At 71.3% G+C, this 26,140-nt stretch carries 45 protein-coding genes; 40 read left to right on the top strand and 5 right to left on the bottom strand.

The features are described 5' to 3' along the window. Positions 1-129: 129 nt before the first annotated feature. Positions 130-1,458 (bottom strand): hypothetical protein, encoded by a 1,329-nt coding sequence (locus QK442_RS34445; protein WP_282698063.1) that lies wholly within the window; start codon positions 1,456-1,458, stop codon positions 130-132. A gap of 393 nt (positions 1,459-1,851) precedes the next feature. Then, on the bottom strand, positions 1,852-2,331 hold the full coding sequence (locus QK442_RS34440) for a helix-turn-helix transcriptional regulator (RefSeq protein WP_282698062.1): 480 nt from the start codon (positions 2,329-2,331) through the stop codon (positions 1,852-1,854). A 392-nt stretch (positions 2,332-2,723) separates the two neighbouring features. Here QK442_RS34440 and QK442_RS34435 point away from each other — a divergent pair, with 392 nt between their 5' ends. From QK442_RS34435 to QK442_RS34295, 29 genes are all read left to right on the top strand, one after another. Beyond that, complete coding sequence (locus tag QK442_RS34435; protein ID WP_282698061.1) at positions 2,724-3,053, top strand: helix-turn-helix domain-containing protein; 330 nt, start codon at positions 2,724-2,726, stop codon at positions 3,051-3,053. Between the two features lie 79 nt (positions 3,054-3,132). Continuing rightward, positions 3,133-3,453 carry a hypothetical protein gene (locus QK442_RS34430; RefSeq protein WP_282698060.1) on the top strand — a complete coding sequence of 107 codons (321 nt, stop codon included), beginning with the start codon at positions 3,133-3,135 and terminating at the stop codon, positions 3,451-3,453. Further along, complete coding sequence (locus QK442_RS34425; RefSeq protein WP_282698059.1) at positions 3,450-3,884, top strand: hypothetical protein; 435 nt, start codon at positions 3,450-3,452, stop codon at positions 3,882-3,884. Before QK442_RS34430 ends, QK442_RS34425 begins: the two co-directional genes overlap by 4 nt. Then, the gene (locus tag QK442_RS34420) at positions 3,881-4,399 is read left to right on the top strand and encodes a hypothetical protein (protein ID WP_282698058.1); all 519 of its coding nucleotides are present in this window, start codon (positions 3,881-3,883) and stop codon (positions 4,397-4,399) included. The genes QK442_RS34425 and QK442_RS34420 overlap by 4 nt, the downstream gene beginning before the upstream one ends. Beyond that, a complete protein-coding gene (locus QK442_RS34415; RefSeq protein WP_282698057.1) occupies positions 4,396-4,758 on the top strand; it encodes a hypothetical protein in 363 nt (120 codons plus the stop codon). Before QK442_RS34420 ends, QK442_RS34415 begins: the two co-directional genes overlap by 4 nt. Continuing rightward, on the top strand, positions 4,755-5,018 hold the full coding sequence (locus QK442_RS34410; RefSeq protein ID WP_282698056.1) for a hypothetical protein: 264 nt from the start codon (positions 4,755-4,757) through the stop codon (positions 5,016-5,018). The genes QK442_RS34415 and QK442_RS34410 overlap by 4 nt, the downstream gene beginning before the upstream one ends. Continuing rightward, the gene (locus QK442_RS34405) at positions 5,018-5,284 is read left to right on the top strand and encodes a hypothetical protein (protein ID WP_282698055.1); all 267 of its coding nucleotides are present in this window, start codon (positions 5,018-5,020) and stop codon (positions 5,282-5,284) included. Before QK442_RS34410 ends, QK442_RS34405 begins: the two co-directional genes overlap by 1 nt. After that, positions 5,281-5,529: a hypothetical protein gene (locus QK442_RS34400; protein ID WP_282698054.1), complete on the top strand. Its 249-nt coding sequence runs from the start codon at positions 5,281-5,283 to the stop codon at positions 5,527-5,529. The genes QK442_RS34405 and QK442_RS34400 overlap by 4 nt, the downstream gene beginning before the upstream one ends. Beyond that, a complete protein-coding gene (locus QK442_RS34395) occupies positions 5,526-6,575 on the top strand; it encodes a lambda-exonuclease family protein (protein WP_282698053.1) in 1,050 nt (349 codons plus the stop codon). Before QK442_RS34400 ends, QK442_RS34395 begins: the two co-directional genes overlap by 4 nt. After that, positions 6,572-7,360 carry an ERF family protein gene (locus QK442_RS34390; RefSeq protein ID WP_282698052.1) on the top strand — a complete coding sequence of 263 codons (789 nt, stop codon included), beginning with the start codon at positions 6,572-6,574 and terminating at the stop codon, positions 7,358-7,360. The genes QK442_RS34395 and QK442_RS34390 overlap by 4 nt, the downstream gene beginning before the upstream one ends. Next, the gene (locus tag QK442_RS34385; RefSeq protein ID WP_282698051.1) at positions 7,357-8,055 is read left to right on the top strand and encodes a 3'-5' exonuclease; all 699 of its coding nucleotides are present in this window, start codon (positions 7,357-7,359) and stop codon (positions 8,053-8,055) included. Before QK442_RS34390 ends, QK442_RS34385 begins: the two co-directional genes overlap by 4 nt. A gap of 2 nt (positions 8,056-8,057) precedes the next feature. Further along, positions 8,058-8,357 carry a hypothetical protein gene (locus tag QK442_RS34380; RefSeq protein ID WP_282698050.1) on the top strand — a complete coding sequence of 100 codons (300 nt, stop codon included), beginning with the start codon at positions 8,058-8,060 and terminating at the stop codon, positions 8,355-8,357. Beyond that, positions 8,354-8,560 (top strand): hypothetical protein, encoded by a 207-nt coding sequence (locus tag QK442_RS34375; protein ID WP_282698049.1) that lies wholly within the window; start codon positions 8,354-8,356, stop codon positions 8,558-8,560. Before QK442_RS34380 ends, QK442_RS34375 begins: the two co-directional genes overlap by 4 nt. Beyond that, positions 8,557-9,141 (top strand): hypothetical protein, encoded by a 585-nt coding sequence (locus QK442_RS34370; protein WP_282698048.1) that lies wholly within the window; start codon positions 8,557-8,559, stop codon positions 9,139-9,141. Before QK442_RS34375 ends, QK442_RS34370 begins: the two co-directional genes overlap by 4 nt. Further along, entirely contained in the window at positions 9,138-9,941 is an 804-nt protein-coding gene (locus QK442_RS34365) for a hypothetical protein (RefSeq protein WP_282698047.1), read from the top strand. The genes QK442_RS34370 and QK442_RS34365 overlap by 4 nt, the downstream gene beginning before the upstream one ends. Then, complete coding sequence (locus tag QK442_RS34360; protein WP_282698046.1) at positions 9,938-10,531, top strand: WhiB family transcriptional regulator; 594 nt, start codon at positions 9,938-9,940, stop codon at positions 10,529-10,531. The genes QK442_RS34365 and QK442_RS34360 overlap by 4 nt, the downstream gene beginning before the upstream one ends. Beyond that, on the top strand, positions 10,528-10,791 hold the full coding sequence (locus QK442_RS34355) for a hypothetical protein (protein WP_282698045.1): 264 nt from the start codon (positions 10,528-10,530) through the stop codon (positions 10,789-10,791). The genes QK442_RS34360 and QK442_RS34355 overlap by 4 nt, the downstream gene beginning before the upstream one ends. Beyond that, positions 10,788-11,105: a hypothetical protein gene (locus tag QK442_RS34350; RefSeq protein WP_282698044.1), complete on the top strand. Its 318-nt coding sequence runs from the start codon at positions 10,788-10,790 to the stop codon at positions 11,103-11,105. Before QK442_RS34355 ends, QK442_RS34350 begins: the two co-directional genes overlap by 4 nt. Next, complete coding sequence (locus QK442_RS34345) at positions 11,105-11,407, top strand: hypothetical protein (protein WP_282698043.1); 303 nt, start codon at positions 11,105-11,107, stop codon at positions 11,405-11,407. Before QK442_RS34350 ends, QK442_RS34345 begins: the two co-directional genes overlap by 1 nt. Before the next feature lie 10 nt (positions 11,408-11,417). Beyond that, entirely contained in the window at positions 11,418-13,253 is a 1,836-nt protein-coding gene (locus QK442_RS34340; RefSeq protein ID WP_282698042.1) for an AAA family ATPase, read from the top strand. A gap of 27 nt (positions 13,254-13,280) precedes the next feature. Beyond that, a complete protein-coding gene (locus QK442_RS34335; RefSeq protein ID WP_282698041.1) occupies positions 13,281-13,670 on the top strand; it encodes a hypothetical protein in 390 nt (129 codons plus the stop codon). A gap of 138 nt (positions 13,671-13,808) precedes the next feature. After that, positions 13,809-14,045 (top strand): hypothetical protein, encoded by a 237-nt coding sequence (locus QK442_RS34330; RefSeq protein WP_282698040.1) that lies wholly within the window; start codon positions 13,809-13,811, stop codon positions 14,043-14,045. A gap of 74 nt (positions 14,046-14,119) precedes the next feature. Next, positions 14,120-14,767, top strand: a complete 648-nt coding sequence (locus QK442_RS34325; protein ID WP_282698039.1) for a DNA cytosine methyltransferase — start codon at positions 14,120-14,122, stop codon at positions 14,765-14,767. 59 nt (positions 14,768-14,826) lie between these two features. After that, entirely contained in the window at positions 14,827-15,255 is a 429-nt protein-coding gene (locus QK442_RS34320) for a hypothetical protein (protein WP_282698038.1), read from the top strand. A gap of 50 nt (positions 15,256-15,305) precedes the next feature. After that, the gene (locus tag QK442_RS34315; protein ID WP_282698037.1) at positions 15,306-15,836 is read left to right on the top strand and encodes a hypothetical protein; all 531 of its coding nucleotides are present in this window, start codon (positions 15,306-15,308) and stop codon (positions 15,834-15,836) included. Next, on the top strand, positions 15,833-16,390 hold the full coding sequence (locus QK442_RS34310; protein WP_282698036.1) for a hypothetical protein: 558 nt from the start codon (positions 15,833-15,835) through the stop codon (positions 16,388-16,390). The genes QK442_RS34315 and QK442_RS34310 overlap by 4 nt, the downstream gene beginning before the upstream one ends. Positions 16,391-16,392: 2 nt before the next feature. Beyond that, complete coding sequence (locus QK442_RS34305; RefSeq protein ID WP_282698035.1) at positions 16,393-16,950, top strand: 3'-5' exoribonuclease; 558 nt, start codon at positions 16,393-16,395, stop codon at positions 16,948-16,950. A gap of 9 nt (positions 16,951-16,959) precedes the next feature. Then, a complete protein-coding gene (locus QK442_RS34300) occupies positions 16,960-17,976 on the top strand; it encodes a hypothetical protein (protein ID WP_282698034.1) in 1,017 nt (338 codons plus the stop codon). 504 nt (positions 17,977-18,480) lie between these two features. Beyond that, complete coding sequence (locus QK442_RS34295; RefSeq protein ID WP_282698033.1) at positions 18,481-18,900, top strand: hypothetical protein; 420 nt, start codon at positions 18,481-18,483, stop codon at positions 18,898-18,900. 66 nt (positions 18,901-18,966) lie between these two features. Here QK442_RS34295 and QK442_RS34290 read toward each other — a convergent pair whose 3' ends face one another. Continuing rightward, positions 18,967-19,248, bottom strand: coding sequence for a DUF6221 family protein (locus tag QK442_RS34290; protein WP_282698032.1), 282 nt, complete (start codon positions 19,246-19,248; stop codon positions 18,967-18,969). A 2-nt stretch (positions 19,249-19,250) separates the two neighbouring features. Continuing rightward, positions 19,251-19,502 (bottom strand): hypothetical protein, encoded by a 252-nt coding sequence (locus tag QK442_RS34285; protein WP_282698031.1) that lies wholly within the window; start codon positions 19,500-19,502, stop codon positions 19,251-19,253. Positions 19,503-19,640: 138 nt separating this feature from the next. On the opposite strand from QK442_RS34285, the gene QK442_RS34280 reads away from it, so the two are divergent. The 11 genes from QK442_RS34280 to QK442_RS34230 all read left to right on the top strand — a co-directional run bounded on the left by QK442_RS34280 (position 19,641) and on the right by QK442_RS34230 (position 24,828). After that, complete coding sequence (locus QK442_RS34280) at positions 19,641-20,150, top strand: hypothetical protein (RefSeq protein ID WP_282698030.1); 510 nt, start codon at positions 19,641-19,643, stop codon at positions 20,148-20,150. After that, positions 20,150-20,413 carry a hypothetical protein gene (locus tag QK442_RS34275; protein ID WP_282698029.1) on the top strand — a complete coding sequence of 88 codons (264 nt, stop codon included), beginning with the start codon at positions 20,150-20,152 and terminating at the stop codon, positions 20,411-20,413. The genes QK442_RS34280 and QK442_RS34275 overlap by 1 nt, the downstream gene beginning before the upstream one ends. Beyond that, positions 20,413-21,255, top strand: coding sequence for a protein transporter Sec31 (locus QK442_RS34270; RefSeq protein ID WP_282698028.1), 843 nt, complete (start codon positions 20,413-20,415; stop codon positions 21,253-21,255). Before QK442_RS34275 ends, QK442_RS34270 begins: the two co-directional genes overlap by 1 nt. Beyond that, positions 21,255-21,800 (top strand): hypothetical protein, encoded by a 546-nt coding sequence (locus QK442_RS34265; protein ID WP_282698027.1) that lies wholly within the window; start codon positions 21,255-21,257, stop codon positions 21,798-21,800. Before QK442_RS34270 ends, QK442_RS34265 begins: the two co-directional genes overlap by 1 nt. Continuing rightward, complete coding sequence (locus QK442_RS34260) at positions 21,797-22,300, top strand: hypothetical protein (protein ID WP_282698026.1); 504 nt, start codon at positions 21,797-21,799, stop codon at positions 22,298-22,300. The genes QK442_RS34265 and QK442_RS34260 overlap by 4 nt, the downstream gene beginning before the upstream one ends. Further along, positions 22,297-22,896, top strand: coding sequence for a hypothetical protein (locus QK442_RS34255; protein WP_282698025.1), 600 nt, complete (start codon positions 22,297-22,299; stop codon positions 22,894-22,896). The genes QK442_RS34260 and QK442_RS34255 overlap by 4 nt, the downstream gene beginning before the upstream one ends. 73 nt (positions 22,897-22,969) lie before the next feature. Then, positions 22,970-23,110 (top strand): hypothetical protein, encoded by a 141-nt coding sequence (locus tag QK442_RS34250; protein WP_282698024.1) that lies wholly within the window; start codon positions 22,970-22,972, stop codon positions 23,108-23,110. An 8-nt stretch (positions 23,111-23,118) separates the two neighbouring features. Continuing rightward, positions 23,119-23,517 carry a DUF6221 family protein gene (locus QK442_RS34245; RefSeq protein WP_282698023.1) on the top strand — a complete coding sequence of 133 codons (399 nt, stop codon included), beginning with the start codon at positions 23,119-23,121 and terminating at the stop codon, positions 23,515-23,517. 14 nt (positions 23,518-23,531) lie between these two features. Next, positions 23,532-23,741, top strand: coding sequence for a hypothetical protein (locus QK442_RS34240; protein WP_282698022.1), 210 nt, complete (start codon positions 23,532-23,534; stop codon positions 23,739-23,741). 169 nt (positions 23,742-23,910) lie between these two features. Then, the gene (locus QK442_RS34235; RefSeq protein WP_282698021.1) at positions 23,911-24,273 is read left to right on the top strand and encodes a hypothetical protein; all 363 of its coding nucleotides are present in this window, start codon (positions 23,911-23,913) and stop codon (positions 24,271-24,273) included. Positions 24,274-24,420: 147 nt separating this feature from the next. Beyond that, a complete protein-coding gene (locus QK442_RS34230) occupies positions 24,421-24,828 on the top strand; it encodes a hypothetical protein (RefSeq protein WP_282698020.1) in 408 nt (135 codons plus the stop codon). A gap of 292 nt (positions 24,829-25,120) precedes the next feature. Here QK442_RS34230 and QK442_RS34225 read toward each other — a convergent pair whose 3' ends face one another. Further along, positions 25,121-25,498, bottom strand: a complete 378-nt coding sequence (locus QK442_RS34225; RefSeq protein WP_282698019.1) for a hypothetical protein — start codon at positions 25,496-25,498, stop codon at positions 25,121-25,123. Positions 25,499-26,140: the final 642 nt, after the last annotated feature.

The following is a 26,140-nucleotide window of genomic DNA, read 5'->3' as shown; positions in this document are numbered from 1 at the left end:
TCACTGGTGGGCGCGGACGGTTTCGAACCGCCGACATCTGCTTTGTAAGAACCGCTGTTTCAAGGCTTCCCCCGCGTCTACTCAACTCTCTGACCTGCGACTGAACTTCGCCCGATCAGCCGGTCATGATCATTTGGGAGATTTTTGGGAGACGACCACGATCCGCCGCTTCGAGAGGCTTACTCGCCCCCACAACGTCTCCCACCCAAGGTTACTCATCCCTCGCTCGAAGATGTCCTGAAGGCCCGCGAGGCGCTGCTCGCGCATCTCCGGCGTCGGGTGCTGGTACACGGATTTGATCCCGGGCCGCTTGTGTCCCGCCTGTTCGTGCGCCAGCGACTCGCGTACGCCAATCTGGTCCTGGTACGTATCGTGCGTGTGCCGGAGATCCCGCATAGTCAACCCGGGCTTGATCGGCGCCCAGGCGGGCCGCGCAGCATGCCCCTTCACCCGGGGCAGCCCCTCTCGGCCGTCGGCCGCCGGCCGGAGGTTCTGACGCAGGAAGTTACCGCGGCGCCAGTACTTGCCCCCGGGAGTGCTGAACACCATGTCGTGAGGCCAGTCGTCCAGGTGATAGCGAAGGAGCTGGGCGAGGAAGGGTGGGATGTCGATGTCGCGCGGGCGCGCCTCGTTGTTCTTCGGTGGCTCCAGCTGGAGCACGCCCCCGAGCCGTTCGCCGTTCGGCCCTCGACGCGTGTATTCGGCGAGCGACCCGAGCTCAGCGTCCACGCGGATGATCGGGCACTCGAAGAACCCCCCGTCGTACGCCTGACGACGGAGGAGCAGAGTGTTTCTGCGGTGCAGGCCGGCGCTCTCCCCCCAGCCGAGGCCGGTGAAGGCACACGTGAGGACGTGAAGTCCGTTCACGGGTCCCATGCGGTCGGCGATCCGCAGTACGGCCTCCACCGGCGCCCACTTCTCCTCATCGGACTTCTTCAGCTTCGTGGCCGCAGCGGCCGCCCCTGTCGCCACAGTCCGCCTGCGTCCGAAGAGCGGGTTGACGAGGAGGTGCTTGGCGTCGACTGCGCCGGTGAGGATGGTGGACATCAGACTGACGCAGTGCCCGCGGGTGGTGTCGTCGCAGGTGAGCGTCTGCTGCCAGGCATCCACGTCGAACCAGGTGATCGCATTGAGCTCAACGTGTTCCCAGCGCGGGAAAATGTGCTGTTCGAGGTGGTTCCAGCGCCGGTCCATGGTGTTTCCGCGCTTGGACTTCGCCGGCATCCAGGTCTTGCGGACGAAGACCCCGAAGTGCTTGCGCTGGAGGGCAGGGTCGATCCAGTTGCCTCGACGGGCCGCGGCCTCCTGCTCCTCCCCGAAAGCTATGGCCGCCGTCTTCGTGTCGAAACCGGACTCCGACCCGTATGTGCCGTCTGGCCGCTTGTACTTGGCTTTCCAGGTGAACTGCTTCGTCTGTCGTCCGTTGCGGACTTTGTAGACCTTCTCGGCGTACGCCAAGGTGACCCCCTGAACGTGGGACGTGAAAGGGCCTGCCGCATCGGTCGGCGTTCCGGCGGCAGGCCCAAGACTGGAACGCCAGCTGCTACGGCTGGACACGCGGCGGCAATGCCAGCCGCTGCCCGGACTGGGCAGCTTCGAGCACGCTTGAGACGACGGCCTCGGGCACGTCATCGCGTACCCACAGGACGGGCCGCTCTGAGGAGGACCGGTCCAGGACCATCTTCACGCCACGCGGGATCTCGTGGACCCGCTCCACTGTGATAGCGATCCGCACGCGGACCCCCCATGTACCCGTCGCGGTGACCCCCCGTAACAGGTGCTTCACATAGAACCACATTCAACGGGTGTTGGCGAGGATTCGCGAGGAGTCCGTCACCTCGCCGCGAGGGGTCACTCGCCTTCCGCGATGCCTCGGATCTTCCGCTGCCTACGGGTCCACTCTCGAAGGGCATCAGCGAGCTCGGCCTGCTCCTCCGGGCTCCGGGGCCCAACGGACTTGCCGACCACCACGATGTTCAGGCCGCCTGGCAGTTCCAGTACCTCGGAGTCGACGAGGTCCCCTTCGGCGAGCGCCTGCTCGACTCGTGCAGGGAGGGACCTGTCGCGGGCGGGGCGAGTTCCGGCTGAGGCATCAGCGAACGTCGGCTTCCCTCCGGCGAGGATCTGGCGCGGGCTCTCCGGGGTCCAGCCGAAGACGCGAGCGACGCGGTCGACGGATGGCGGCCAGGTGGTGAAGGGCTGGCCGGCTTCAAGGCGCTGGAGGGTGGAGAACCCGATGTCCGCCGCCGCCGCGAGGTCCTTCTGCGTCATGCGGCGGGCCTTTCGGGCCGCCTTGATCTCGGTGGCGAGAAGCCCCCAGTCCTCATCCATAAGCACATGATGCCTCACGGTGAGGCAACAGAACTAGGCGACTGTCGGCTATTGACCAGTAAAGACCAGTCCTGTGGACCCCACGAGTGTTGCCTCAATCGCACCTGTCACCCCTCGCGTATCCACGCCAACACCTCGCCACTCCTCGCGAACACCTTGCCGCGAGGTATTTCGAGAGGTACTGTCCTTCTCGTGAAACCGAACGGAGCTGCAATCCGGGCTCTTCGCGCGGCTCGTGGGTGGTCAGTCCGACACCTCGCGTACCTCGCGGAGATGCATCCCAGCCATCTGTCTCGCCTGGAGCGAGGCAAGAGGGGGGCGAGCACAGACGTGCTCGATCGGATCGCGCGAGCTCTGGACGTACCCAGCGACGCCATCACCAGGGAGTAGACGTGACCATCACGACGATCGCGCCGCCCGCGAGGGCCGAGCAGGAGACCGGGGCGGAAGGCCCCCTTGTGGACGCCTTCCGGGCCGTGCTCGCCGAGCTCATCCCTCTCTTCACGCAGCCGGACCCCGAGCTCCGCCTCTACACCACGGCCGAGGCCGCGGAACTGCTCGGCGTCTCGGAGAACTGGGTCACCGAGAAGGTCAAGGCCCGCTCGATCCCGTTCACCCGGGTCGGCCGCTTCACCCGCTTCTCCGCGAAGAACCTCCGCGACCTCCAGGCCGCGGGCGAGGTCGACCCGGCCACCCGAGGCCGGCGTCGCCGCGCCGCCTGAACGAAGACGGGGCCGCCCCGGACCCAGCCCGGTCCGAATGCAGCCCCTCGGAAACCCGACCCATGGAATCGGAGAACCCGTGAACACGAAGCTTATCCGCTCCCACGACGCCCTGATGAAGGGCTTCGCGGTGGCCGAGATGGTCACCGCCTCCCTGGAGCACCCCCCGACCTCCGTCACCGTCAGCAACCTCGGTCCGATCACCGTTGACCTCCACTTCCACCGCATGCCGGAGCACGTGATCGCAGCCGCCGCACAGTACGGCGTCGACCCGGTCGAGATCCGCGACTTCGCCGGCAGCAAAGGCGCTGTCGAGACCGAGGCCCTCATCGAGCACGACGGTGTGGCCGTCCGCTGCTGGTCCCTCACCCCGGCGACCGCCGAGGAGGTCGCGGCGTGATCACCGACCCCACCAACGTCCCCACCGGCGACCGCCGCCCGGTCCCCGTCCTGCTGGCCCCGCCGCGCCCGACGACCGTCCCCGCCGTCCTCCTCGCCGCCGCGCGGATCATCGAGACGAACGGTTTCTGGGCGTCCGACTGGGTCGAGGATGCGTTCGACCGCAGGCTCACGACCCCGCACGCCTCCCGACGGATGAACCTCGTCGGAGCGATCCGCTGCGCGGTCGCGGGCGACCCGCACCGGGAGTCGCAGCTCGCCGATATGGCGATCGGCTACGTGGCGCTGTCCCTCGGCGACGGGCCCGCGTGGACTGACGCCTTCAGCCTGCGGGCCCACGTGGACATCTGGGCAGAGGAGCCCGGTCGCACGGCCGCCAACGCGGTCGCGCTGCTGGAGTACCTGGCAGCGGCCCCGGAGCGTGCGGCATGAACGCCAAGCGGATGAAGGCGGCGGAGGGCGTGGTCCTCGCGGCGCTGAGCGGCTCGGACCCGTCGGCGGCCGGGATCGCGGCGGCGCTGGAGGCGGCGTGCCTGCTCCAGTCGTCGGAGTCGGCAGCCGAACTGCTGGCCCTGCGTGGGCAGGTGGCGGCGCTGCTGGCCGAGCGGCACTCGACGAACGAGGCCCTCGACGACGCGGTCCGCGAGGTGGCCGCGCTGCGGACCCGGGTCGCCGAGCTGGAGACCGCGCCGCTGGCCCGCCCGCACCCCGCCGACGCGGAACTGCTCTCCACCTTCACGGTCGAGATGAACGGGCCCCTCGCGCCGCTGAGTTGGGTTCGGTACCCGTCCATCGAAGCGGCCCAGGAGCGGGTCAGTAAGTACCTGACCCACTACCCCGATACGGCCTACGAGATCCACCGCCACGACGAGATCACCACCGTTGCCGAGTCCAGCCCGCTGGCCGAGGACACGACCACCTGCACGACGCCCGGGAGCGCCCAGTGAGCACCAACCCGAAGCGGTCCGTCACCGGGCCCATGTACATCGAAGCCACCGCCCTCTGCGTCACCGCGGACGTCACCCCGCTCGTCGAGAACAACGTCCACGACCTCCTCGACCTCCTCATGGAGGAGGACTTCTTCGAGCGGTTCATGGCCATCGCCTGCACCGAGCCGACCGGCGTCCACGACGGCCACGCCCCGGAGAAGCTCGCCGTCGAGGAGCTGGTGGCCGAACTGGTCGAGCGCCTCGCCACGAAGGTCTCCCTCACCGGGATGCAGGCCGTACGGGTCGCCGATCAGATGCGGACGCTCGGCGCCGCCCGCGCCGTCCCGGCCCAGCGCGCCGAGGACGGTGCCGCGTGAGCCTCCTCGACGTCTACCGCGGCCCCGCCCGCGAACTCCTCACCGTCCTGGCCGGCACCTCGACGCCCGAGTGGCGGGTGTGCTCGGAAGAGGCCGCCGAGGAGCTGTCCAGCATCGCCCCAGTCTGCACCGACGAGGAGCACGACCCCGACGACGCCTGGGTCTACCCCTGCTGTCCCGAGCCGGTTATCGAGTGCCACTCCTCCGCGATGGCCGACTACCTCACCGCCCTCCTCAACGCCGATCGGAGCAAGAGCTGATGAGCGTCACCACGATCGATCCGACCGCCGCCATCGCGCGCCGGGACTGGCTCCTCGCCCGGATCCGCAACAGCAACGGCCCGTGGACCACGCTCCGCGCCGAGGCCGAGCTCCGCCGGTCCCCGTGGCCGACGACGGGCCGGAACACCGCGCGGAAGGACCTGCGAGCGCTCGCCGCCCGCGGGGACCTGATCGCCCGGGACGACCAGGAGACCGACCGCCGCTCGTACACCGTGCCGGTGCTGAACCTGAGGAGCGCCGCATGACCGGGCCTGAGCACTACCGCGAGGCCGAGCGCCACCTCAGCGCCGCTTCCTTCACCGACCGCCCCGGTGGGCGGCCCGCGCACCCCGACGCCAGCCACCACATCGCGATGGCCCAGGCCCACGCGACGCTCGCGCTCGCCGCCGCCACCGCCATGAGCGGCCGCGAGGAAGGCATGCACCAGGTCGACTTCGAGGCGTGGGACAAGGCCGCTGGCGTCCCGCTGAGCGGAGGCGACGCCGGATGACAACGACCGCGCAGGCTGGGGCCGCTCAGGCCCCGGCCGCCGGCCGCCGGGTCACCCCCACCGGCCGCCTCATCCTCCCCGCCGACGCCGACCGCGACGTCTGGCTCCAGGCCCGCCGCGCCGGGCTCGGCTCCAGCGACATCGCCGCCATCCTCGGCATCAGCCGCTACGGCAACGCCCTCTCCGTCTACCACGACAAGACCGGCGGACTCCCCATCGACGGCGACGACTCCGAACCCGCCCTCTGGGGACGCGCGTTCGAGGACACCGTCGCCCGCGAGTGGGCCCGCCGCAACCGCAGCGTCGTCCGCCGCGTCGGCCTCGTCCAGAACGTCGACAGGCCCTGGCAGATGTGCACCCTCGACCGCCGCGTCCTGGAGTGCCCCCTCGCCGACGGCCGCGAGAAGTGCGCCGTCGAGATCAAGTGTCGCGACAAGATGAAGGCCTCCCAGTTCCGGACCGGTGTCGCGGACGACGTCCTCGTCCAGACCCTCTGGCAGGCCGACGTCTGCGGCTTCGACCACGTCCACGCCGCCGTCCTGATCGGCGGCAACGACTACCGGCAGTACGTCATCCGGGTTGCCGACCACGCCGACTTGATCGCGGACCTCCGCGCCGCCGGGGCTCTCGCCTGGCAGCAGATCACCGACCGGCGCCCGCCAGCCCTCGCCCACGACGCCGACCCGGACGTCCTCCTCGACCTGTACGACCGGCTCCACCCGGAGCGCGCGGGCGTCGTGGACATCACCCGGGACATCGATACGCAGGAGGCGGTCGAGGAGTACCTCGACGCACACGAGGTCTACGCCGCCGCCGAGAAGCGGAAGAAGGCGGCGAAGGCCCGCATCCTCGCCGGGCTCGCGGGCGCCGAGGCAGCCACCGTCCTGGACCGCGTCCACGTATCGCTCGACGAGCGCACCAAGACGTGGACCGACACCAAGCGGCTCGCCGAACGCTGGCCCGAGGCCTACGCCGACTGCGTCGAGGACCGCACGTACCGCCAGATCAACATCCCCCGCTCTGTCCGTGAGGAGCACGCAGCATGAGCACGATCCAGGAGCGGGCCGCAGCCGCCGCCGGCCGCGCCACCGGCGCCGAGCAGCAGGACGGCATGAGCCTGCCGCCGGAGTTCGTTGAGCAGTTCCCGAACGCCGTCGACCCGATGGCGGACTACGAGCCGGGCGACGACGACCCGGAGATGGTCCCCGTCACCATCGCGTGGCTCCGCGTCCGGCGCGAGATCCGTGGCATCTCGAAGCGGGAGCAGTACAACCAGGCCGGCACCCGGTTCAACTTCCGGGGCGTCGATACCGTCGTCAACGTCTTCGGGCCCGTGACGCTGAAGCACGGCGTCAACGTGCTCTCGTCCAAGGTGGAGGCCACCTATGGCGAGAAGACCACCGCCAAGGGCACCCGCATGCGGGAGTGCTCCGTCCTCGTCACCTGGACGATCATCGGCCCGATGGGCGACACGCTCACGCTCCAGACGATGGGCGAGGCGCTCGACACCGCCGACAAGGCGACGACGAAGGCACAGTCCGTGGCGCTGCGGACGCTGCTGCTGGGCTTCGGGCTGACGCCGACGCACGACAAGGACCCGGACGCGGACCGCATCGAGCGCGGCAACGAGGCCCCGGCCCGGTCGGCGGAGTCGTACCGCGACGAGATCCTCGACAAGAACACCTCGCAGGGTCGCCTCCAGCAGATCGGCTACGAGCTGGGCAACCTGCGGATGCTGAACCGGCAGGTCCAGAACGAGACCGGCGAGATGGAGACGCTCGACAGCCTCGGGCGCCGGATCTACGCCGAGCGCGCGGGCGGTGGGCAGTGAGCTGGCACCTGGGCCGCTTGGCCGGCTTCGACCTGGAGACCACGGGCGTGGACGTCGAGACCGACCGCATCGTCACCGCGACCGTGGTGCAGTGCGGCGGCGGGCAGCCGACCGTGGCCGCGAACTGGCTCGCCGACCCGGGCGTGGAGATCCCTGAGGGCGCCGCGCAGGTCCACGGCATCACCACCGAGCGGGCCCGCGCCGAAGGAAAGCCGGCTGCCGAAGTCGTCGGCGACGTCCTCGCCGCGCTCGGCCAGGTCATCACGAGCGGGGTGCCGATCGTCGCGATGAACGCCCGCTACGACATCACGCTCCTCGACCGGGAGGCCGCGCGCTACGGCCTCCCGCCGCTCCCCGCCGGGCCCGTGATCGACCCGCTCGTCATCGACAAGCAGGTCGACCGCTACCGGCGCGGGAAGCGCAACCTCACCGCCCTGTGCGAGCACTACGAGGTCCCGCTCGGCGCCGCACACACCTCCGACGCCGACGCCATCGCCGCCTGCCGCGTCGCCTGGCGCATCGGCACCCTCCACGAGCGGCTCGCCGCCATGACGCTCGCCGAGCTGCACGCCGCGCAGGTCGGCTGGGCCGCCGAGCAGGCCGCCAGCCTCCAGGACTACCTCCGCAAGTCCGCCCCGGCCGCGTACTGCCCACCGCAGTGGCCGCTCATCCCCCGCACCCAGAACGGAGCCTGACCATGCCCGTCACCCGCCGTACCTACAACGGGCTCCAGGCCCGCTATGAGCTCGCCCTGGAGCAGCGCGACACCGCCCGCAGCAGCCTGGACGTCTCCCGCTCGATCGCCGCCCGCTACGCGGAGGAGAACGACCGGCTCCGCGCCCTCCTCGCGGGCAAGAACCCCAGCGCCGTCACGGCCGCCGAGCACGCCCGCCTCAAGAGCGCGTACGCCGCGCTGGAGCAGCAGCTCCTCGACCTCCAGGCCGCCAACGAGGCCATGTGCCGGGAGGCCCGCGAGAAGGCCGAGGCCGCGCTGTGACGCTCACCGACGCCGAACTCGACAACCTGATCAAGGCCATCGGCCTGAAGCGGCCCCGCGGCGGCAGCCAGCGCAAGCCGATCGCCCACGGCACCTTCCGGGGCGCCCGGCAGCACTACTACCGCAAGGAGCCGCTGTGCGAGGCGTGCCGTCAGGCCGAGCGGGACTACCAGAAGCAGCGCAGGACCGGAGGCGCCCGATGACCTCCGCCAAGACCCCCGTGGCCGGGATGACCCGGCTCCCGGCCACGGGCACCACCCGCCCCCTCGTCGTGGGCCTGGATCTTTCTTTGACCTCCACCGGCATCGCCGGAGAGGGCTGGACGGACCACATCCGCACCAAGACCCGCGGCGACTACCGGCTCCACTACCTCGCCGGTGAGATCGGCTCCTTCATCAAGGCCGCCGACCTGGTCGTCATGGAGGGCCCCAGCTACGGCCACGCCGCGCTCGCCGGCCACGAAGACCTCGCCGGGCTGCGGACCCTCGTCCGGCAGTTCTGCTTCCGGCGCCGGATCCCGTACGCGGTCATCCCGCCGTCCACGCTGAAGCTGTACGGCACCGGGCGCGGCAACGCCGCCAAGGGGGAGGTGCGTTCGGCGGTCGCCGACCGGTACGGCATCCACACCGAGGGCGCCGCCCGCTACGACGAGGCCGACGCGTACGTGGCGATGGCCGCCGGCATGGACTGGCTCGGCTACTCGCTCGCCCCGGTGTCCGAGCGGCAGGCTCGCGCGCTGGACGGCGTCACCTGGCCCGAGCAGACTCCGGCGGTGGCCGCATGATCATCCGTCAGGACATCGCAGAGCTCCTCCATGCCGGACGCTCCGACCGCGAGATCGCCGCCCAGCTCCACATGGACACCCGGCCCATCTCCGCCGTCCGCGCCGCGCTCGGCCTGCCCAAGGCCCGCTCCGGCAAGAAGCCCGCCCCGACTCTGGAAGCCGCCTTCCTCCGCCACACCAAGACGGCTGGCGACGGCCACATGGAGTGGACCGGCCACGTCCAGGCCGACGGCAGCCGCGGATTCCGCTGGCAGGGCCGCTACTGGACCGCCGCACAGGCCGCCTTCATGATCGCCAACGGGCGGGCCCCCGAGGGTAAGTCGCGGCCGGTCTGCGACCGGGAGCAGTGCATCGCGCCCGGCCACGTGCAGGACCGGGCCGGTCGTCTCCGGCTCGCCACGGAGATGCTGGCCGCCGGGCACTCGGCGCACGCAGTCATACGCCGCTACCAACTCAGCTTCGAGCGGGTCCGCAGCCTCCGTGACGAGCTCGGCCTCCCGCCGCACCAGCCGGGCACCAAGCCGGAGTCCATCAACGACACGTTCCGACGCCGCGCGGTCCCGACCGACGACGGCCACCTGCTGTGGCCCACCTCGGACTACCACATCCGCACCGTCGAGGGCGCCGCAATGTCCGCCCGTCAGCACGCCTTCCGGCAGAAGCACGGGCGCGCGCCGGTCGGCAACGTCACGGCCGGATGCGGCACCCCGCGGTGCGTGCACCCCGACCACGTCGAGGACCGGCCCATGCGCGAGGCCCTCACCACCCAGCTCAACCTCATCTTCGGGAGCGCCGCATGAGCGAGACCCGCGCCATCAGCACCGACCACACCCCCGACTGGCGTGCCCGGGCCGACTGCCGCCGGATCGCGGCGCCGGACTGGTGGTTCCCCAAGGGCACCATCGGTGCCAAGGACCGCGCCCAGGCCGCCGATGCCAAGGCGATCTGCCGCGAGTGCCCGGTCGCCATGCAGTGCGCCACCTGGGCTCTCGACCAGCGCCACACGGACGGCATCTTCGGCGGCCTCGACGTCGGACAGCGTCGCAGCATCAACCGCCGAGCCTCCAAGGAGCAGTACACCGACGCGCAGGTGGCCGACGCGATCCGCGCCACGTGGGCCACCGACACCCGCGACCCGCTCGTCGACATCTACCTCAACCTCACCATCCAGCGCGACCACGGCCACGTCGTCTGGCGCGGCCGGAAGACCTCGTACACCGTGGCCGGCCGCGACTTCACCCCGGCACAGATCGCGTTCGAGGTCGGCTACGGCCGCGAGCCACAGGGGCACGTGAAGGCGCACTGCGGTGAGCCGTACTGCGTGGCCGTCGAGCACCTCACCGACGGCGCGATGCGTTGGCGCCGCGATCACCTGGCCGCCGCCGCATGACCGGCCAGTGGGTCACCAGCGCCCTGTTCGTCGACCTCGGCGAAGGCCGCGAGATCTACCGCGGCGCCTTCGCCGGACGGATCCGCTGGACCCGCATGCCGAGCGCGCGGTTCGAGTGCCTGCTCTGCCAGACCGCCGAGACCCCGATCGTCCGGCCCGGCGAGCCCATCCCCGCGGCCGTCGCCCGGTTCGTCGCCCACATCCGCACCACCCACCAGGCCGTCTGCACGGCCGCCACTGAAGGAGCACGAGCAGCATGAGCACCCCCATCCGCATCGACGCCGACGTCAAGCTCGACTCGAAGATCCTCACGGACGTCGCCGAGGCCCTGGAGCCCTTCGCCAGCGCCATGTTCAAGCAGCGCGCCGGCCGGTGGATGGCCGTCGTCGAGCTGTCCCACACCGAGCGCACCGAGCCCGGCCCGGAGGAGGACAAGAACCCCTCGGTGAAGGTCCGCATCACGCAGATCGAGGTCGCCGCCGACGCGGTCACCGAGGGACGCCTCCGCGGACTCCAGCGCGAGATGTACCAGCGGCGCACCGACGCCGGAACCCTCGACGAGCACGCGGCCTGATGAGCCGGCCGCGTACGTCGGGCGCCGCCGACTCCCGGTGCCCGGCGTGCGCGGCCCCGGTCCTCACCCAGTGGGCGGGCACCGTCGCCGCCCTCAAGGTCACCGTCGACCTGCGACCGCTCACCCCCGCCGAGCAGGCCGCCGTGTGGGAGCCGAACCGGCTGACCTGGTGCCTGTACCGGGCGAGCGCCCACAGCCCGCCCCGCATCCGCTGGCTCACCCCCAGCCACCCGCCCGACTGCCGCCACCCGCACGTCACCGAACACCGCTGCACCCCCGCCGAACCCAGCACCCTGTTCTGAGGAGCACCACGTGGACAACGTCCGCCACATGAACCGCGGCCCGGCGGACGACGACGGCCTCACTCTGACCCCGCCGTCCTTCGAAGAAGCGGAGCAGGGCGTCCTCGGTGCTGGAATGTTGGACCCCCGCCACATCCCGCTCATCCGCTCCAGCATCACCGGCGCCGACTTCTACAAGCCCGCACACGAGCTGATCTGGAACGTCATCTGCGACCTGTACGACAGCGGGCAGCCCACGCAGCCCTTCATCGTCGTGAAGGAACTGGAGAAGCGGAAGGAAATCCACCGCGCCGGCGGCCACGGCTACGTCAGCTACCTCCTCACCACCGCCACCACCAGCCCCAGCTACTACGCGGAGATGATCCGCGAAGCCGCCGACCTCCGCATCGCGGGTGAACTCGGCCGCAAGATCACCCAGTACACGTACGAGCCGGACGCCGAGCCCGCCCGGATCGTCACCTTCATCGACGACTACCTCAAGCGGCAGCAGGAACGCACCGTCGGCCGCTCCGGCGACCCCGCCGACGCACTCCTCGCCGAACTCCTCGACGCCTCCAGCCTCGACAACATGCCCGTCCTGGAACCCCTCGTCGGCGACCTCCTCCACCTCGACAGCCTCGCCAGGATCATCGGCCCCTCCGGGCACATGAAGTCCTTCGTCACCATCGACATCGCCGCGCACGTCGGCACCGGCAAGCCCTGGCACGGCCACCACGTCCGGCAGGGCACCGTCGTCTACCTCGTCGCCGAAGGTGCCCGCGGCATCCGAAAGCGCGTCCGCGCCTGGGAAAAGCACCACGGCCTGAAGATGGACAACGTCCTCTTCATGCCCCGCCCAGTCCAGACCCGCGGACCCGAGTGGGACGTCTTCATCGAGGCCATGCGCCGCCTGGAACCCGCACTCATCATCATCGACACCCAGGCCCGCGTCTCCGTCGGCGTCGAGGAGAACTCCAACACCGAACTCGGCCTCGTCATCGAGCGCCTGGACGACCTCCGCCGCGCCACCGAAGCCTGCGTCCTCGTCATCCACCACACCGGCCACATCGGCGAGCACGGCCGCGGCGCCTCCGCCGCCAAGGGCGCCCTCCAGTCCGAGTTCCACGTCTCGAAGAAGGGCGACAACGCCTCCAACATCGTCGTGACGATGAAAGTCGGCAAGCAGAAGGACGACGAAGAGGGCGCCGACATCCAGTTCGGCCTCAAGGTCGTCACCCTCGACGGCGAGCGCAAACCCGACGGCCGGCCGGTCACCTCCGTCGTCCTGGAGTCGCTCGACCTCACCGACCACGGGCCTGTCCCCGGCACGGCCGCCTACTTCGTCGCCGCCCTCGACCAGGCCAACATCCCCACCTCGTACGGCCGCGACAAGCTCCGCACCGAGCTGGTCCGCCTCGGTCTCCAGGCCCGTACCGAAGTCCTCGCGGAAGTCGCCCGGATCCGCAAGACCCGCGGCCCGGGACAGGTCGGGGACAGGTCTGACCTGCGATTTTCCCAGGAGCGCCTCTCGGCCAAGCATCCCGACCGCCCCACCCACCCCGAAAACACACCCAAAAACGGACAGAACACCTCCGTAGACCTGTCCCCAGACCTGTCCCCGACCAAATCCGCAAAACCTGTCCCCAACCCCGGGACAGAAACAGAAGAAACCCCAGGTCAAACCTGTCCCGGACAGAACGGGGACAGCACGGGACAGGCCGTAGATCCAACCTGTCCCCTCCCCCCTCCTCTAGGGAGGGGACAGGTGGAACAGCCCACCCCCGTCTGCACCGTCTGCAACACCCCACTCCACGGCTACCGCCTCGAACGCGGCTACACCACCTGCCTCGAACACGACGCCGCCTGAACCACCCACCCACCCCAGGAGCACCCCATGCCCATGCCCACCACCCAGCACGAACGACTCGCCACCCTCACCGCCCACTTCGCCACCGAGATCACCCTCGACGACTGGACGTGGTCCTCGCTCTACGAGTACGCCACCGGCGACGTCCCCGAGCCGGAGCAGATCGCGGAGATCACCCACCTGCGGGCCGTCTCCCCCGAGGGCTGGGCCTCCACCAACATCGCCCTCCTCGCCCACCTCACCGACGGCCGCTCGGCCACCTGCGTCGCCTGGTCCGACACCACCGGCTTCGGCTGCCAGCAGGGCGTCGACTGGCGCATCAACGACACCCGCGAACAGGCCATCGCCATGAGCCTGGACAAGGAGTCCCGCTCCCACCTCGGCCTCACGCTCCCCAACGACCAGCAGCCGACCTGACAGCCCGGCGCGGGCAACTCGGTTCCACCCAGCCCCGCGCACACCCGCGCGACCCCCGCGCGACCCCCGCCCGGACACCGATCCGGACCACCACCCGACCAATCCGGACCCGATCCGGACACCCCGAAGGAGCTACCCATGCGCCGCACCACCGACGCCACCACCCAGACCACCTGCGACTGCGACGGCTGCACCGCCTACGCCCTCACCGGGCACCTCCAGCGCACCGCCGACCAGGCCGCCCGCCACCACCAGGCCGCGCTTCGCGACGGGTGGACGGACGTCGAGGGCCGGGACTACTGCCCCGGCTGCCCGACGGACCGGCCCGAGGCCGAGCACGACCACGCCGGCGCGTGGGTCAACGCCTCCGCCTGACATGCCCGCGGCCCTCCCCGCACGAAGGAAGCGCGCGGGGAGGGCCGGTCAGACCCTACCGAAGGAGCAACACCGTGTACGCCCTCCCCGACCGACAGGCGAACGGCCTGCGACTGCTCGACCTCTGCTCAGGAGCCGGCGGCCTGTCCATGGGCTACCACCTCGCTGGCTACGAGGTCACCGGCGTCGACCTCCACCCCATGCCGAACTACCCCTTCGAGTTCCACCAGGCCAACGCCCTCGACTACCTCGACGACATCACCCGCACCGGAGAGATCGAGCGCTACGACCTGGTCCACGCTTCCTGGCCCTGCCAGCACTTCGCCAACGTCACCGCTTGGCGGGGGAACCCCGCCGACCACGAGGACCTCCTGACCCCAGGCCGTGAGCTGATGATCGCCTCCGGCCGCCCCTGGGTCATCGAGAACGTTCCCGAGGCACCCCTCCGCCCCCACTACCTGCTGTGCGGCTCGCAGTTCGGCCTCAACGTGAAGCGCCACCGAACCTTCGAGACCTCCTGGGGCGGTGGCGGAGACCTCCTCCCGCCCTGCTGGCACCACAAGGGCCTCCTGCCGTTCATGCACAAGGGAGAGCGGGCCTACGCCGACGCCATGGGCTGCACCTGGATGACCAACAAGGAAGCCCGCCAAGCCGTCCCGCCCGCGTACAGCGAGTGGATCGGCCGCCAGTACCTCACCCACCACCTGCCGGCTGCCGCCTGACCGCCACCCCGTCCCCGCCGGGCCGCCCACACGGCCCGGCCCACCCAAGGAGAACCTCCATGACCGCCGTACCCCGCCGCTTCTACCTCCAGCGCAACACCGACGTCACCGGCGTCTCCGGCACCGGCCGCGTCGCCGACGGCATCCTCTGGCCCGACGGCACCGCCTCCGTCCGCTGGCTCGGCGAACACCCCTCCATCGTCTTCTGGGACCGCGGACAGACCAGCGTCGACCACGTCCACGGCCACGGCGGCGCCACCGTCATCGTCTGGCTCGACCACGAGTCCACCGAGGTCGAGGACGAACTCCCCTGCCTGCACTGCCTCGACGGCCACGGCGCGCCCGAGCGTTGCGCCTGGGGCGTGCGCGTCGGCCCCCAGCGCGACGGCGACGGCAAGCCCGTCTACCTGCTGGTGCAGCCGACGAACGGGGCGCACGTCGCGCCCGAGGACGCCCGCTGGCTCCAGTCCGTCATCGACCGCGCCTGACCGTCCCGGGGCCGCTCTACGGGGCGGCTCCCTCCCACCAGGAGCCCCACATGACCGACCAGCCCGCCTACGCCCAGCTCCGCAAGATGGTCCGAATGGCTACCGCCGACGCGTGGACCGCGCCGAGCGTCGTCGACGAGCGGACGCAGAAGCTCTACGACGCGCTCCTCGCCGAGGCCGGGATCCGGGACGCCGCCCGCACGGCCACCGCCCGCCAGACCGGACAGCAGCCGGAGCCGACCGTGGCCTACGGCGACGGCAAGGGACGCGTCTACTGCCGGACCTGCGCCAGCGCCGCTGATACCGACGTCCCTCTTGCCGTCGGCCACATCGACCACTGGGAGACCTGCGGGTCCTGCGGCCGGTACGTGGTCGATGTCGCCCGCCAGCAGCCCACCCCCGCCGCCGGGCTGGATGCCAGCCAGCCGGCCACCGACCCGCTCAACGCCGACGAGCGCCAGTTCCTCACCTTCGCCATCGACCTCGCCGACAACCGCATGGCCAACCGCTCCGACGAGTTCACGCCCGAGGACTACGAGGCCCTGGCCCGCTTCCGCCGCATGGCCGAGGAGGGGCGATGACCCGCACCTGGGCCGCCCGCCGGCAGCGCGCCGCCGACCGCCAGGCCCGCCGCACCGTCCTCCACGCCCTCCTCGACCGAGCCGACCGGCTCACCGAGGCCGAGGCCGCCGTCGTCCGGGAGTACGCCCTCGCCGAGGCCGCCGAGGCCGACCAGCTCCGCGACACCGCCCGCGGGCAGGACCAGGCCGTGAAGGAACTGTCCGGGCGGCTCGTGGCGGCCGAGGACGCGATCCGCGAGGCCGAGCGCGACCGGGACGCGGCGCGCGAGGAGCTGGCCGCCATCCGTGCGTACGACCGCGCGCTCGTCGAGGACTACGGGCCCGCCCACCCGCGCCTCTTCGGCGTCGGCGGCACGTTCTGCGGAACCTGCCGCGCCTGGGTCCCGGGACGGCTGAGCCTGCCCCATACCTGCCCGCGGCCAGCCACCGCCGTCGTGGAGCTGCTCCGCGACGGGGACGGCCAGCCGATCTGCACCTGCACGTGGGCTGGCCTGGACACCACCCGCCTGTGCCCCCGCCACGACGAGCCCACCTCAGCCACTAAGGAGAGCTGACCATGCGGATCTACTACGACACCGAGTTCATCGAGAACGGCCGCACCATCGACCTCATCAGCATCGCCCTCGTCGCCGAGGACGGCCGCGAGTACTACGCCGTCAACCGCGAGATGCCCGTACGCCGCATCCGCCGCCACGACTGGCTCATGAAGAACGTGGTCCCCTCCCTGCCCCACGGCCAGGGCGACCGCCGCAACCACTTGCCGAAGGCGTGGCTCTTCGACTACTACGACCCCACCGTGCAGCGCCGCGCCGTCATCGCCGACCAGGTCCGCCGCTTCATCCAGGACACCCCCGACCCTCAGCTGTGGGCCTGGTACGGCGCGTACGACCACGTCGTCCTCGCCCAGCTCTTCGGCCGCATGATCGACCTCCCGACCGGCGTCCCGATGTGGACCAACGACCTGCGGCAGGAGACCGAGCGTCTCGGGAACCCGCATCTGCCCGAGCAGCCGGCCGGGCTTCACAACGCGCTCGCGGACGCGCGCCACAACCGGGCGCGCGCCGAGTTCCTCGACCGTCACCAGCGTCCGGCCAACAGCGACCGAAGCGACTGACTTCCAGACATGAGCGAGGGGCGCGCCCACGACCTCCCCAGGACCAGGCGCGCCCCCACCGGTGCCCACACCGTACCGCCGCACAACCCCACGGAGCGCACCATGACCCGCACCACCGCCCAGAACCTCCAGCACATCGCCGACCGCTGGGACGACCTCGCCGAACTCCTCGACACCCACGGCCCCGACACCTGGCCCCCGGCCCGGCCCGGCATCGAGTACCTCCGCGCCCTCGACCACCAGGACGCCGCCGACACCGCCGGCTACCGCACCCTCGCCGAGGCCATCGCGCACGCCCTGCACCACCCGCAGCAGCTGCGCACCATCCGTCACCCCTCCGGCCAGCTCTACTACCAGTGCGCGCACTGCGAGCACGTCGGCGACGGCCACACCCACCCCGTCCGCGAGGACCGCGACCCCGCCCAGCTCGGCGACCGCCCCGTCCCGATCCGACTGCACGTCGCCGACGCCCGCCGCGCCATCACCATCGGCCTCGTCACCCTCGCCGACGACCTCGCGCGCATCGACGCCATCGACCGCTCCGACTGGTACGGCCGGGACCCGGCGAACAAGACGGCACCGACCGCGGCCCGCTGGCTCCTCGCCCGCCTCCCCGTCGCCACGCCTGCGGAGGCCGCCCGGATCGGCTCGTACGCCCGCGAGGCTGCAACCCGCCTCGACCGCGTCCTCGGCACCGGCCGCGCCTCCGCGCCGCTCCCCGGCCGGCCGTGCCCCTGGTGCGGCGGCGAGCTGGTGGCGCACACGGAGGCCGGAACGCTGGTATCGATCTCGTGCTCGACCGGGCTGGTCGACTGCAATGCGCCGGCGCCGTTCGTGGTCGACGAGCGGGCGCGGGTGTGGTCGACACCGGTCCAGCTGGCTGCGCTTCAGCGGGCGCTCGACACGGCGGCGCGGGCCCGAGCGGAGGCGGAGCAGCGGGCGGGCCGGGCCGCGGCGCGGCGGGCGCAGCGCGCGGCGGCACGGGAGCGCGCCGCGCAGCCCGAGGACGGTAGCGTCGCAGCATGAGCGACGGTCGCGTGTCTCTGAGTCAGGACGACTGGTTGGCCCTCCGTCAGGGACTCACAGCCCGGGCCGACGAGATCCGGTCGAAGCGTCTGCACTTGCGAGTCGCTTCGGTGCTTCCCCCGGCTCCTTTGTGCCCCGCATGCGCTGGCCCGGCGGATCCGGTGGAGTGGTCGGTCGTGCTCATCGAAGAGGGCGAGGAACTGCTCACAGACATCAGCCCGTGCGGGTGCCGGTTCCGAACTGAACTCCCGCTCCCGTGGATCAGGGTGACCCGAGAGGATGGCGGCTGGTTCGAGTTTCCGGACGAACCCTAGCTCGGCAGCCGGCGCGCGAGGTCGGCGGCGAGCTGGTCGGCCGCGGCCGGCCCGTCACGGGTCAGTGACCCCACTCCTCCGGGCCTCCGCCGCGCCACTCGACCGGCCAGCGGCGTGAGCCCGTACGCCCTGGCGCGCGCCCACCGGCGCGACGACCATAGAGCCACCGACCCCAAGGAGTGATCAGATCTTGACCCGCATGCCGAACAGCCTGCCAGCCTCGGCCAGCACACCTGAGATCATCACCGACGCACAGGGCTATCAGCACATCCGCGTTCCCCTGGTCACAGAGACCGGCACCATCGTCTACGCAGACCTCTCTCCGTTCAACGCACGTCGGCTCGCAGACGGAATCGGCCGAATTGCCTACGCGGCCGACGAGCACAACCGGAAGCACCGCGGCCCCGTCGTCCAGGAGGAAGACCCGTTCCAGACCCTCATCATCAAGGCCGTCCGCAGGGAGGGCGGTGTGTGGGACGAGGACCGGCTGACGCGGCTGGCAGCCAGCGCCGGGTACCGGCTCATCGACCTGGAGCCGATGCAAATCCTCGACGAGCTGGTCGGCGAAGGGATCCTCCGCCGAGTACGCGGCGGGTACGTTATCGCCTGACTGGCCGACAATGCGGAGCCCCCGGTCCCTGGGGATCGGGGGCTGGATGCTGTGTGCTGCGTACGCTTACAACCGCCACGCCTCGTCGTAGTCGGGGTGGTCGGCGTACGGCAGGGCGAGGAGGCGTACGGCCACTCCCAGACCGACGGCACGCCCGTAGGCGAACTCCGGCTCAGGGTCGCCGGTGTCCATGTAGGCCACCTCTGCGTACGCGTTCACAACCGAACGCTTCGCCTGGACGTCCACGAGGTCCAGGCTGGAGATGTTCGACTCACCTGCGTCGATCCCGTCTCGGATGACGGCGTCGTCCTCGTCGAAGCGCGCGGTCAGGAACTCCACCAGGTCCACGGTCACTCCTTCGGCTTCAGGTCGGTGCGCTGCCCCTGCCGAGACTTGCGCGCCGCGAAGTAGGGCCTTGCCAGCCTGTAGTCCACGGCTTTCGAGCGACCCACCGGCACCACCGGCGGGAAGTCGGGGTCCGTGTTCGCCAGCTGCGACACCCGCTGATTGCTCATTGACGGCACCACGCCGTCCTCGACCAGCCGCCGCGCCAGCTCGCGGAACGACACCATCTCCGGCCCCCCTTCGTCAGCCTCGGGCATGGGCTCCATTCTTCCTGACTTACTAGGCACATGCCTAGGAAGTCGCTACAGTGAATCCGGCAACAACGAAGTGGCCCCGGTCGGTGTGTGAGAGCCCGACCGGGGCCAGCCCACCCCTGCATGCGACAGGAGCCGACCATGCCCGAGCGTACCCAGCACACCCCTCCCACCATCACCCACCCGTCCGGCCTCGTCTTCCGCGTCATCTCCGCGGACTCCTACACCGCCCGCATGAGCCGCGACCAGCACCAGCTCGTCATGGACGACGGCCGCACCTGGACCGTCGGCCAGCCCATCGGCTGGCACGGCACCGCCGCCGCCTGGCGCGCCGACGAGAAGGCCCACCGCACCCAGCCCGACGAGGCCCTCCGCCAGACCCACGCCGCCGCCCTCCACAACCTCGTCGGCTCCCTCGCCCACAACATCGCCGACTACCTCACCGAGACCCGGCCCACCGACCGCATCATCGAGGCCTCCCGGAAGTACCTCGCCTCCAGCTACGCCAAGGACAACGCCACCCACGACAAGGCGTACGCCGCCGAGCTCGGCGCGGCGCTCCTCCGGCTGCTCCCGGCCCCGCGGCTGACCGAGACCCGCGGCGAGTACGCGCTCCGGATCCGCGCGATCGTCGGAAAGACGCACGTCTGATGCGCCTCCGCCTGCCCTTCGCCCGACGCCTTCCGCCGGCCCCGTTCCCGACCCCCGCGCCCGTCCCGCTTCACACCCCGGACCACGCCCCCGCCCCCGGGGCGGTGCCGCTCGACGCCGCCCTCCGGATCGCCCGCGACGCCCTCGCCCGCCACGGAGACGCGGACATCCACAGCCGCACGGCCATGTACTTCGCCGCCGTTGACCTGGACCACGCCCTCCGCCTCGTCGTCTCCGCTCTCGACTACCGTCAGGAACACTGATGCGCCCCCGCACCATCACCAAGACCCGTCGCGTCCCTCACACCGTGGACGGCGAGACCCGGCTCGTCGAGGAGCGCTACACGCTCCCCGCCCCGCCCCGCGACTGGGACCACATCGTCCTCACCGGCGCCCTCGCCGTCGTCGCCGCTGGCCTGCTCATCGTCATCGTCTGGTCGACCGCCTCCATCGGAGACCTCCTCGTCCTCACCGACGTCACCCCGGCCATCGCGTACGCCGCCGCCACCGGCTTCAGCCTCGGATGGCTCGTCTGCATGGCCCTGGAGTGGCTCAACCGCTACGACCCCACCCGCGTCCGCCGCCCCCGTACCGCTGGCCACGTCTTCCTCACCGCGGACATGGCCGCCGTCTGTGTCCACGGCTGGATCGCGGACTCGCTGAAGGTCGGCATCATCGGCGCCGTCCTGTCCGCTGGCGCGAAGGCGCTGTACACCCTCATCCTTGACCACCAGGCCGCGCCGCTCGACTTCCGCACGCAGCAGTGGGTGGCCATCCGTCGCGGCGAGATCAACAGCCGCCTCGCGCTCGGCGCGGCCCGGCGCCAGCTGAGCCGCGTGGAGAGCCGGGCCGCCGCCGAGGAGGCCGCGCTCCTGACCGCCCCGGACGCCGAGGCGGACCCGGATCCGGACTCGCTTGCCGAGGTTACGCCGCCCGCGGGCGCGCCGATCCTGCCCAGCAGCGGACCCATGACCGTGAAGGACGCCGTCACCACCGCACGGTCCTGTGGCATCACCGATCAGGACGCCGTCCTCCGCTACGTCCGCAAGGTCGCCGACGCCAACGCCAAGGGCGAGACGGTCGCCCGCTACCTCCGGGGCGCGTGATGGCCGACCCGATCACACCGACCCACATCATCCCCGCCAGCGCGGCCCTGCCACCCCGACCGCCCGGCCCCGACGACATCCCCCCATGGCGCACACCGCCCGCGCCCCCGACGCCTCCCGCCGTGCCCACCCCGCCGCCCCCGCAGCCCGGCCCGATCGAGGTCCACGTCACCCTCGCGCCCGCCGAGGGGCCGCCGGCGCCGCCCGAGCCCTCCCGCTGGGCCACCGCCTGGACCCAGCTCACCACCATCGCCCCCGTCTGGAAGCTGGCCGCCGCGTTCCTGGCGGCGCTGCTCCCGATCCCCGGTGTCGGCTACAGCCTCGCCGGGGTCTGGGCCTGGTGCGTCGGCGACGCCCGCGAGACCTTCGGCCCCCAGTACGGCTACGGCCTCGCCACCGTTCCGTTCCTCCTCGCCGTCCGAGCTCTGCGCCGCACTCCCGCCCTCCGCTACCTCACCGCCACCGTCATCGGCCTCATCGGCCTCGTCTTCGGCGCCCTCGACCTCTTCGACGTCGTCACCATCACCACCGGAGTCACCCGATGAACACCGCCCTCTCCCTCGCCGGTGTCGCCCTCGCCGCGGCCATCGTCTGGGCCAACATCCGCCCCTGGTGGAAGGGCGGCCGGGACCCGAAGGCCCTCCTCCCGTTCGGCTCCGCCTGGCTCCTCGGCGTCCTCGCCACCATGTGCGTCGGCGGCCTCCTCGGCTGGGGCGCCTCCGGCATCGCGGGCCTCATCACCACCGGCGGCAACGCGGCCGTCGACGCGGCGGCCGGCACCGGCGACACCACCTTCGCGGGCGCGCGCCTGGGAGCCCTCACCCCCGAGGGCGGCACGGTCGTCACCCTGTACACGATCGGGATCGGCATCGCCTGGAAGGCCGCGGGCAAGCAGGACAAGCGGCGCATGCTCGGCGGCCTGGCCACCGGCGCCGCGCTCGGGTTCCTGCCCGGCGTCGTGCTCCTGCTGGACTGGCTGCCCGACTCGGTCAACGGCGTCGGCGCGTACGCGAAGGCCCTGGCGCAGGGGCAGGCCGCCCTGTGAACCGCGCCGAACGCGTCTCGCGTCGGCTCGCCGCCGGGTCGGCCGCTGTCTACCGGCGCCGCGCCGACGCTCTGGCGGCGTGGGTCGCGGCCGGCCGCCGGGAGGACCTGACCGGAGTCCGCGCCGCGCTCGGCCCGCTCGTCCGGCTCTCCGTTCTGGCGCTGCTGGTACTCGGCGGGTACCGGGCGCTGCGCGCGGCGCCGTGGCTGCTGTGGCCGGCGGCCCTCGTCTGGGTGGCCGTGGCGTGGCGCGCCGGCCGCCCGGCCGAGGCTGCCGAGGAGCCCCCCGCCGAGGAGGCCACCGGCCCGACCCCGGCCCCCTCGGCGGAGGCCGCCGTGGCGCTCCTCCGGGAGGTCCTCGGCGGGCGCCCGGCGGTGCACCTGTCGACGGTCCTCGCCCACCTCCAGGAGCACAGCCAGTGCGAGGGCTGGAAGGTGGCCGACTTGAGGGTCCGTCTGGAGGCCCTGGGCATCCCCGTCGACCCCAAGGTGAAGGTGCGCGGGGTGCCGACCCGGGGGGTCCGCGCGGCCGACCTCGACGCCCACTTCCCCACCGAGGAGACGCCCCCGTCTCCCACACAGGTAGACGCGGCCTGACCTGCATGTTCTACCTGACGTCTCCCGCTGTCTCCCGGGTACCTCCCGGGCCGTCTCCCCTTCTGAGGACCCCATGCACGACGACGACATGACCACCGCCGACCTGTTCACCGCCGACGAGCTGCGCGAGATGGACCAGGACGCCGAGTACCGCCAGGACGCCATCGACGAGGAGCGCTGGGCCGCCGAGGACGCGGCCAGCGGGGAGGGATGATGGTCGGCATGGTCGACCTCGTGCAGTTCCTCCGCGCCCGCCTCGACGAAGACGCCGCCGTCGCCCGTGCAGCCAAGCCCGGCCCATGGGCTGTGGAAGAGGACAGGGAGAACCTGACCCGCTGGGTCGTCAACGAGGAACACACCCTCGACGTCGGACTCGGGTACGTGGGCAACCGCACTCAGGGCGACGCCGCCCACATCGCCCGCCACGATCCGACGCGGGTGCTGGCCGAGGTCGAAGCCAAGCGGCAGATCATCGAGCAGCACGAGCGCTACGCCGCCGAGCGCCGCCGCATGATGGGCGGCTGGGATCCCCAGTCCGATGACTCACCCATCCTGGCGGCCCTCGCCACCGTCTACGCCGACCACCCCGACTACCGGCCCGAGTGGGCCCCCACCACCTGAGAGGACACCCCGAGATGAGCGAGCGCGTGAACGTGAAGGTTCTGCTGTTGGTCGGCGACGAGGCTGAGATCGTGGCCGATGCCCCGGACGCCACCGAGCCGGAGCGGTACCCCGTTGTCGAGATCGAGGCCGCGACGGGCGCGCCCCGGGAGGACCTGCCGGGCATGCGGCTGACGGCGCGGGTCGGTGCTGGTGATTGGTTGTACGACTGGCGTCGGGCGTAAGCCAGCGAGGGAACGGCCCCGCTCCTTCTGGGAGTTGGGGTCTTTTCCTCACCCAAAGGTGTTGAAAAACAGTGCACCAATGATGGATACTAGAGACACGAGGGGCAACAAGGGCCGCAAACCCTAGACCTCCTCAAACCAGCAAAACTCAACAGAGAGCGAGGACTGCATGTCCGACGAGAACGAGCGCATCACGCGCGCGCTCATCCGGGACCTGATCGGGGTCTACGCGGTACTGAGGCTCACCTGCCTCCGCCTACCGATCCCGATCAACCTCCCCGACGGGGCGGAGTTCGGAATGGTCACGGCGCTCCCCGCAGTCACCCGGGCGGCGAGGATCCTCAAGGACCTCCCGATGAGCACCCACGACAAGGCCACCCTATGGTGGGCGGCCGAGAAGTGGCTTGCCGCCGCAGACGCCCTCGGCCGCTACCTCCAGGGCGAAACCACCAAGACCACGGTGGAACGCCTCACCAAAGAAGCAGCGGACGGGCTGATGGCCTACCTCGACGGACCCACCACGAAGGAGTAACCGACCGCCCCCGGCCGCCTGGCCGGGGGCATCCTCGCTCGCAGAACACAAAACGACCGGCGGGGCCGGGCCGAAGCCCACAGGCGCGAGCCTGTCGCAAAACCCCACCGGTCGCCAACCAGCCTCAACAGGGAGACCGACACCACCATGGTAGCCAACCAGCCGGAGGGCGAGACCCTCCGGGAGATCGCCGCCCGCTACGGCCGGTCCGAGACAACCGTACGGAACCAGTGGGCGCGCCACGCCGAATGGCCGGCGCCCGCCGGGAAGCGCGGCCGGTTCTACGTCTACGACCCGGCAGAGGTCAACCGGGTCGTGGCCGAGCACTTCGCTCGCCCGGCGGTCGAGTTGGAGCCGAGCCGTTTGTACTCCGCTGCGGAGATCGCGGCGGCGGCTGGGATCAGCGCGGCCACGATCCGGGCGGAGCGGTCGCGGGGGAACTGGCCGGAGCCGGACGGTCAACGGGGGGACGCGAACGTGTGGCTGGGGGCGACGGCAACGCGGACCCTGGAGGGGCGGCAGAGGTACCGGCGGCGAGGCGGGGCGGGAAAGTAGGCCGGGGTGGGCCGAAGGCCCGTCCGGGTGCGCGCGGAGCGCGCTCCTTCTGCCCCCGGAGGGGGCTCGGGCCCGGCGCGAAGCGCCTTGTGGGGCCCGGGCGCGTAGCGCCCCCGCCCGTCAGGGCGGGCAGGGGCGGCCCGTGGCCGAAGGCCACTTGGGGGCCGCCCTTCCGCTTTGGTCGCCCGTGGCCGAAGGCCACTTGAGGGGCGACCCGGCCCGGAGGGCCGTCCATTTTCCGGCCCCACACGGGGCCGCCCCCCGACCGGTTGCCGGGGGGCGGCGGTGGGGACTACTCCTTCTTGTCGGCACCCTTCTCGCCGTCGAGGTAGGTGATCAGCGCCTCTCCGGCTTCCTGGATGAGGAGCTGCGTCTGCATCGCGGTGACGGGGTCCGAGTCACGCAGATAGCGACCGAAGATCATTTCGGCCGAGCACCACGTGAGGGCGGCCCCCCAGATGAGCGCCATCTCTTCCTCCGCCATCGGCTGGTCCTGGATGAGCTCGACCATCCGGCGGACGGCCGGGGCCATCTCGGTGATCTTGTACTCGGGCCCCTTGGGGAGAGCGATCGGGATCGGGAGGAAGAGCCCGATCAGCCGGAGCGTCTCGTAGACCTCGACCAGGGCCACGGCGAGCGTGGTCTGCATGCGGTCGTTTTCGTCGGACATGAGTCCTTCTCTCTGTTGAGTTTTTGCTGGTTGCGGGGGCTTGGGGTTTGCGGCCCCTTGTTGCCCTCGTGTCTCCATTATGGCGCATTGGTGCACTGTTTTTCAACACCCTGATGGATCAACTCCGCCTAATTTGCTGCTAGTTCACCCCGGGTGGTGCGGGCCGGTGGGCCGGGAGGAAGGGGTGAAGGCCCCGGTGCGCGCCGAAGGCGCAGGGGTCGTAACTCTGGCCGGTGCGCGCCGAAGGCGCAGGCCAGAGCGGTCCGCGCTTGCGCGGACTGAGTCCCGGTGAACGCGCCGAAGGCGCCCGGGACTCACCCGCAGGGCCCGCCAGGGCCCGGAGGGCGCCCCTCCCGCACCGGCCCACCGGCCCGCACCACCCGGGGGATTACCCCTGCCCCGAACGCGCGCCCGGCGGCGCGCCCTCATCTCCGGGAGAGGCCTCAGCGCACAGCTCCCCTCACCGCAGGTTGTGCACCTAGTTGCAAAACCAGGACGCGTGTCGCATCATAGGCGGCAGTCCGGCATGCCCGAAAACAGGGCTGGAGGGCCGGGCCACCACTCACCCGATCCGGGCCGAGGAGCCTCGGTCCAGGAGCGGGAGGGTACCCCGCACACACGCAGAAGGGCCCCGGCCAGCCC

Origin of the sequence: Streptomyces sp. CC208A (genome assembly GCF_030010625.1) — a bacterium.
Classification (GTDB): domain Bacteria; phylum Actinomycetota; class Actinomycetes; order Streptomycetales; family Streptomycetaceae; genus Streptomyces.
Note: the sequence above shows the minus strand (reverse complement) of the source record. Positions and strands in the feature narration are given on the sequence as shown.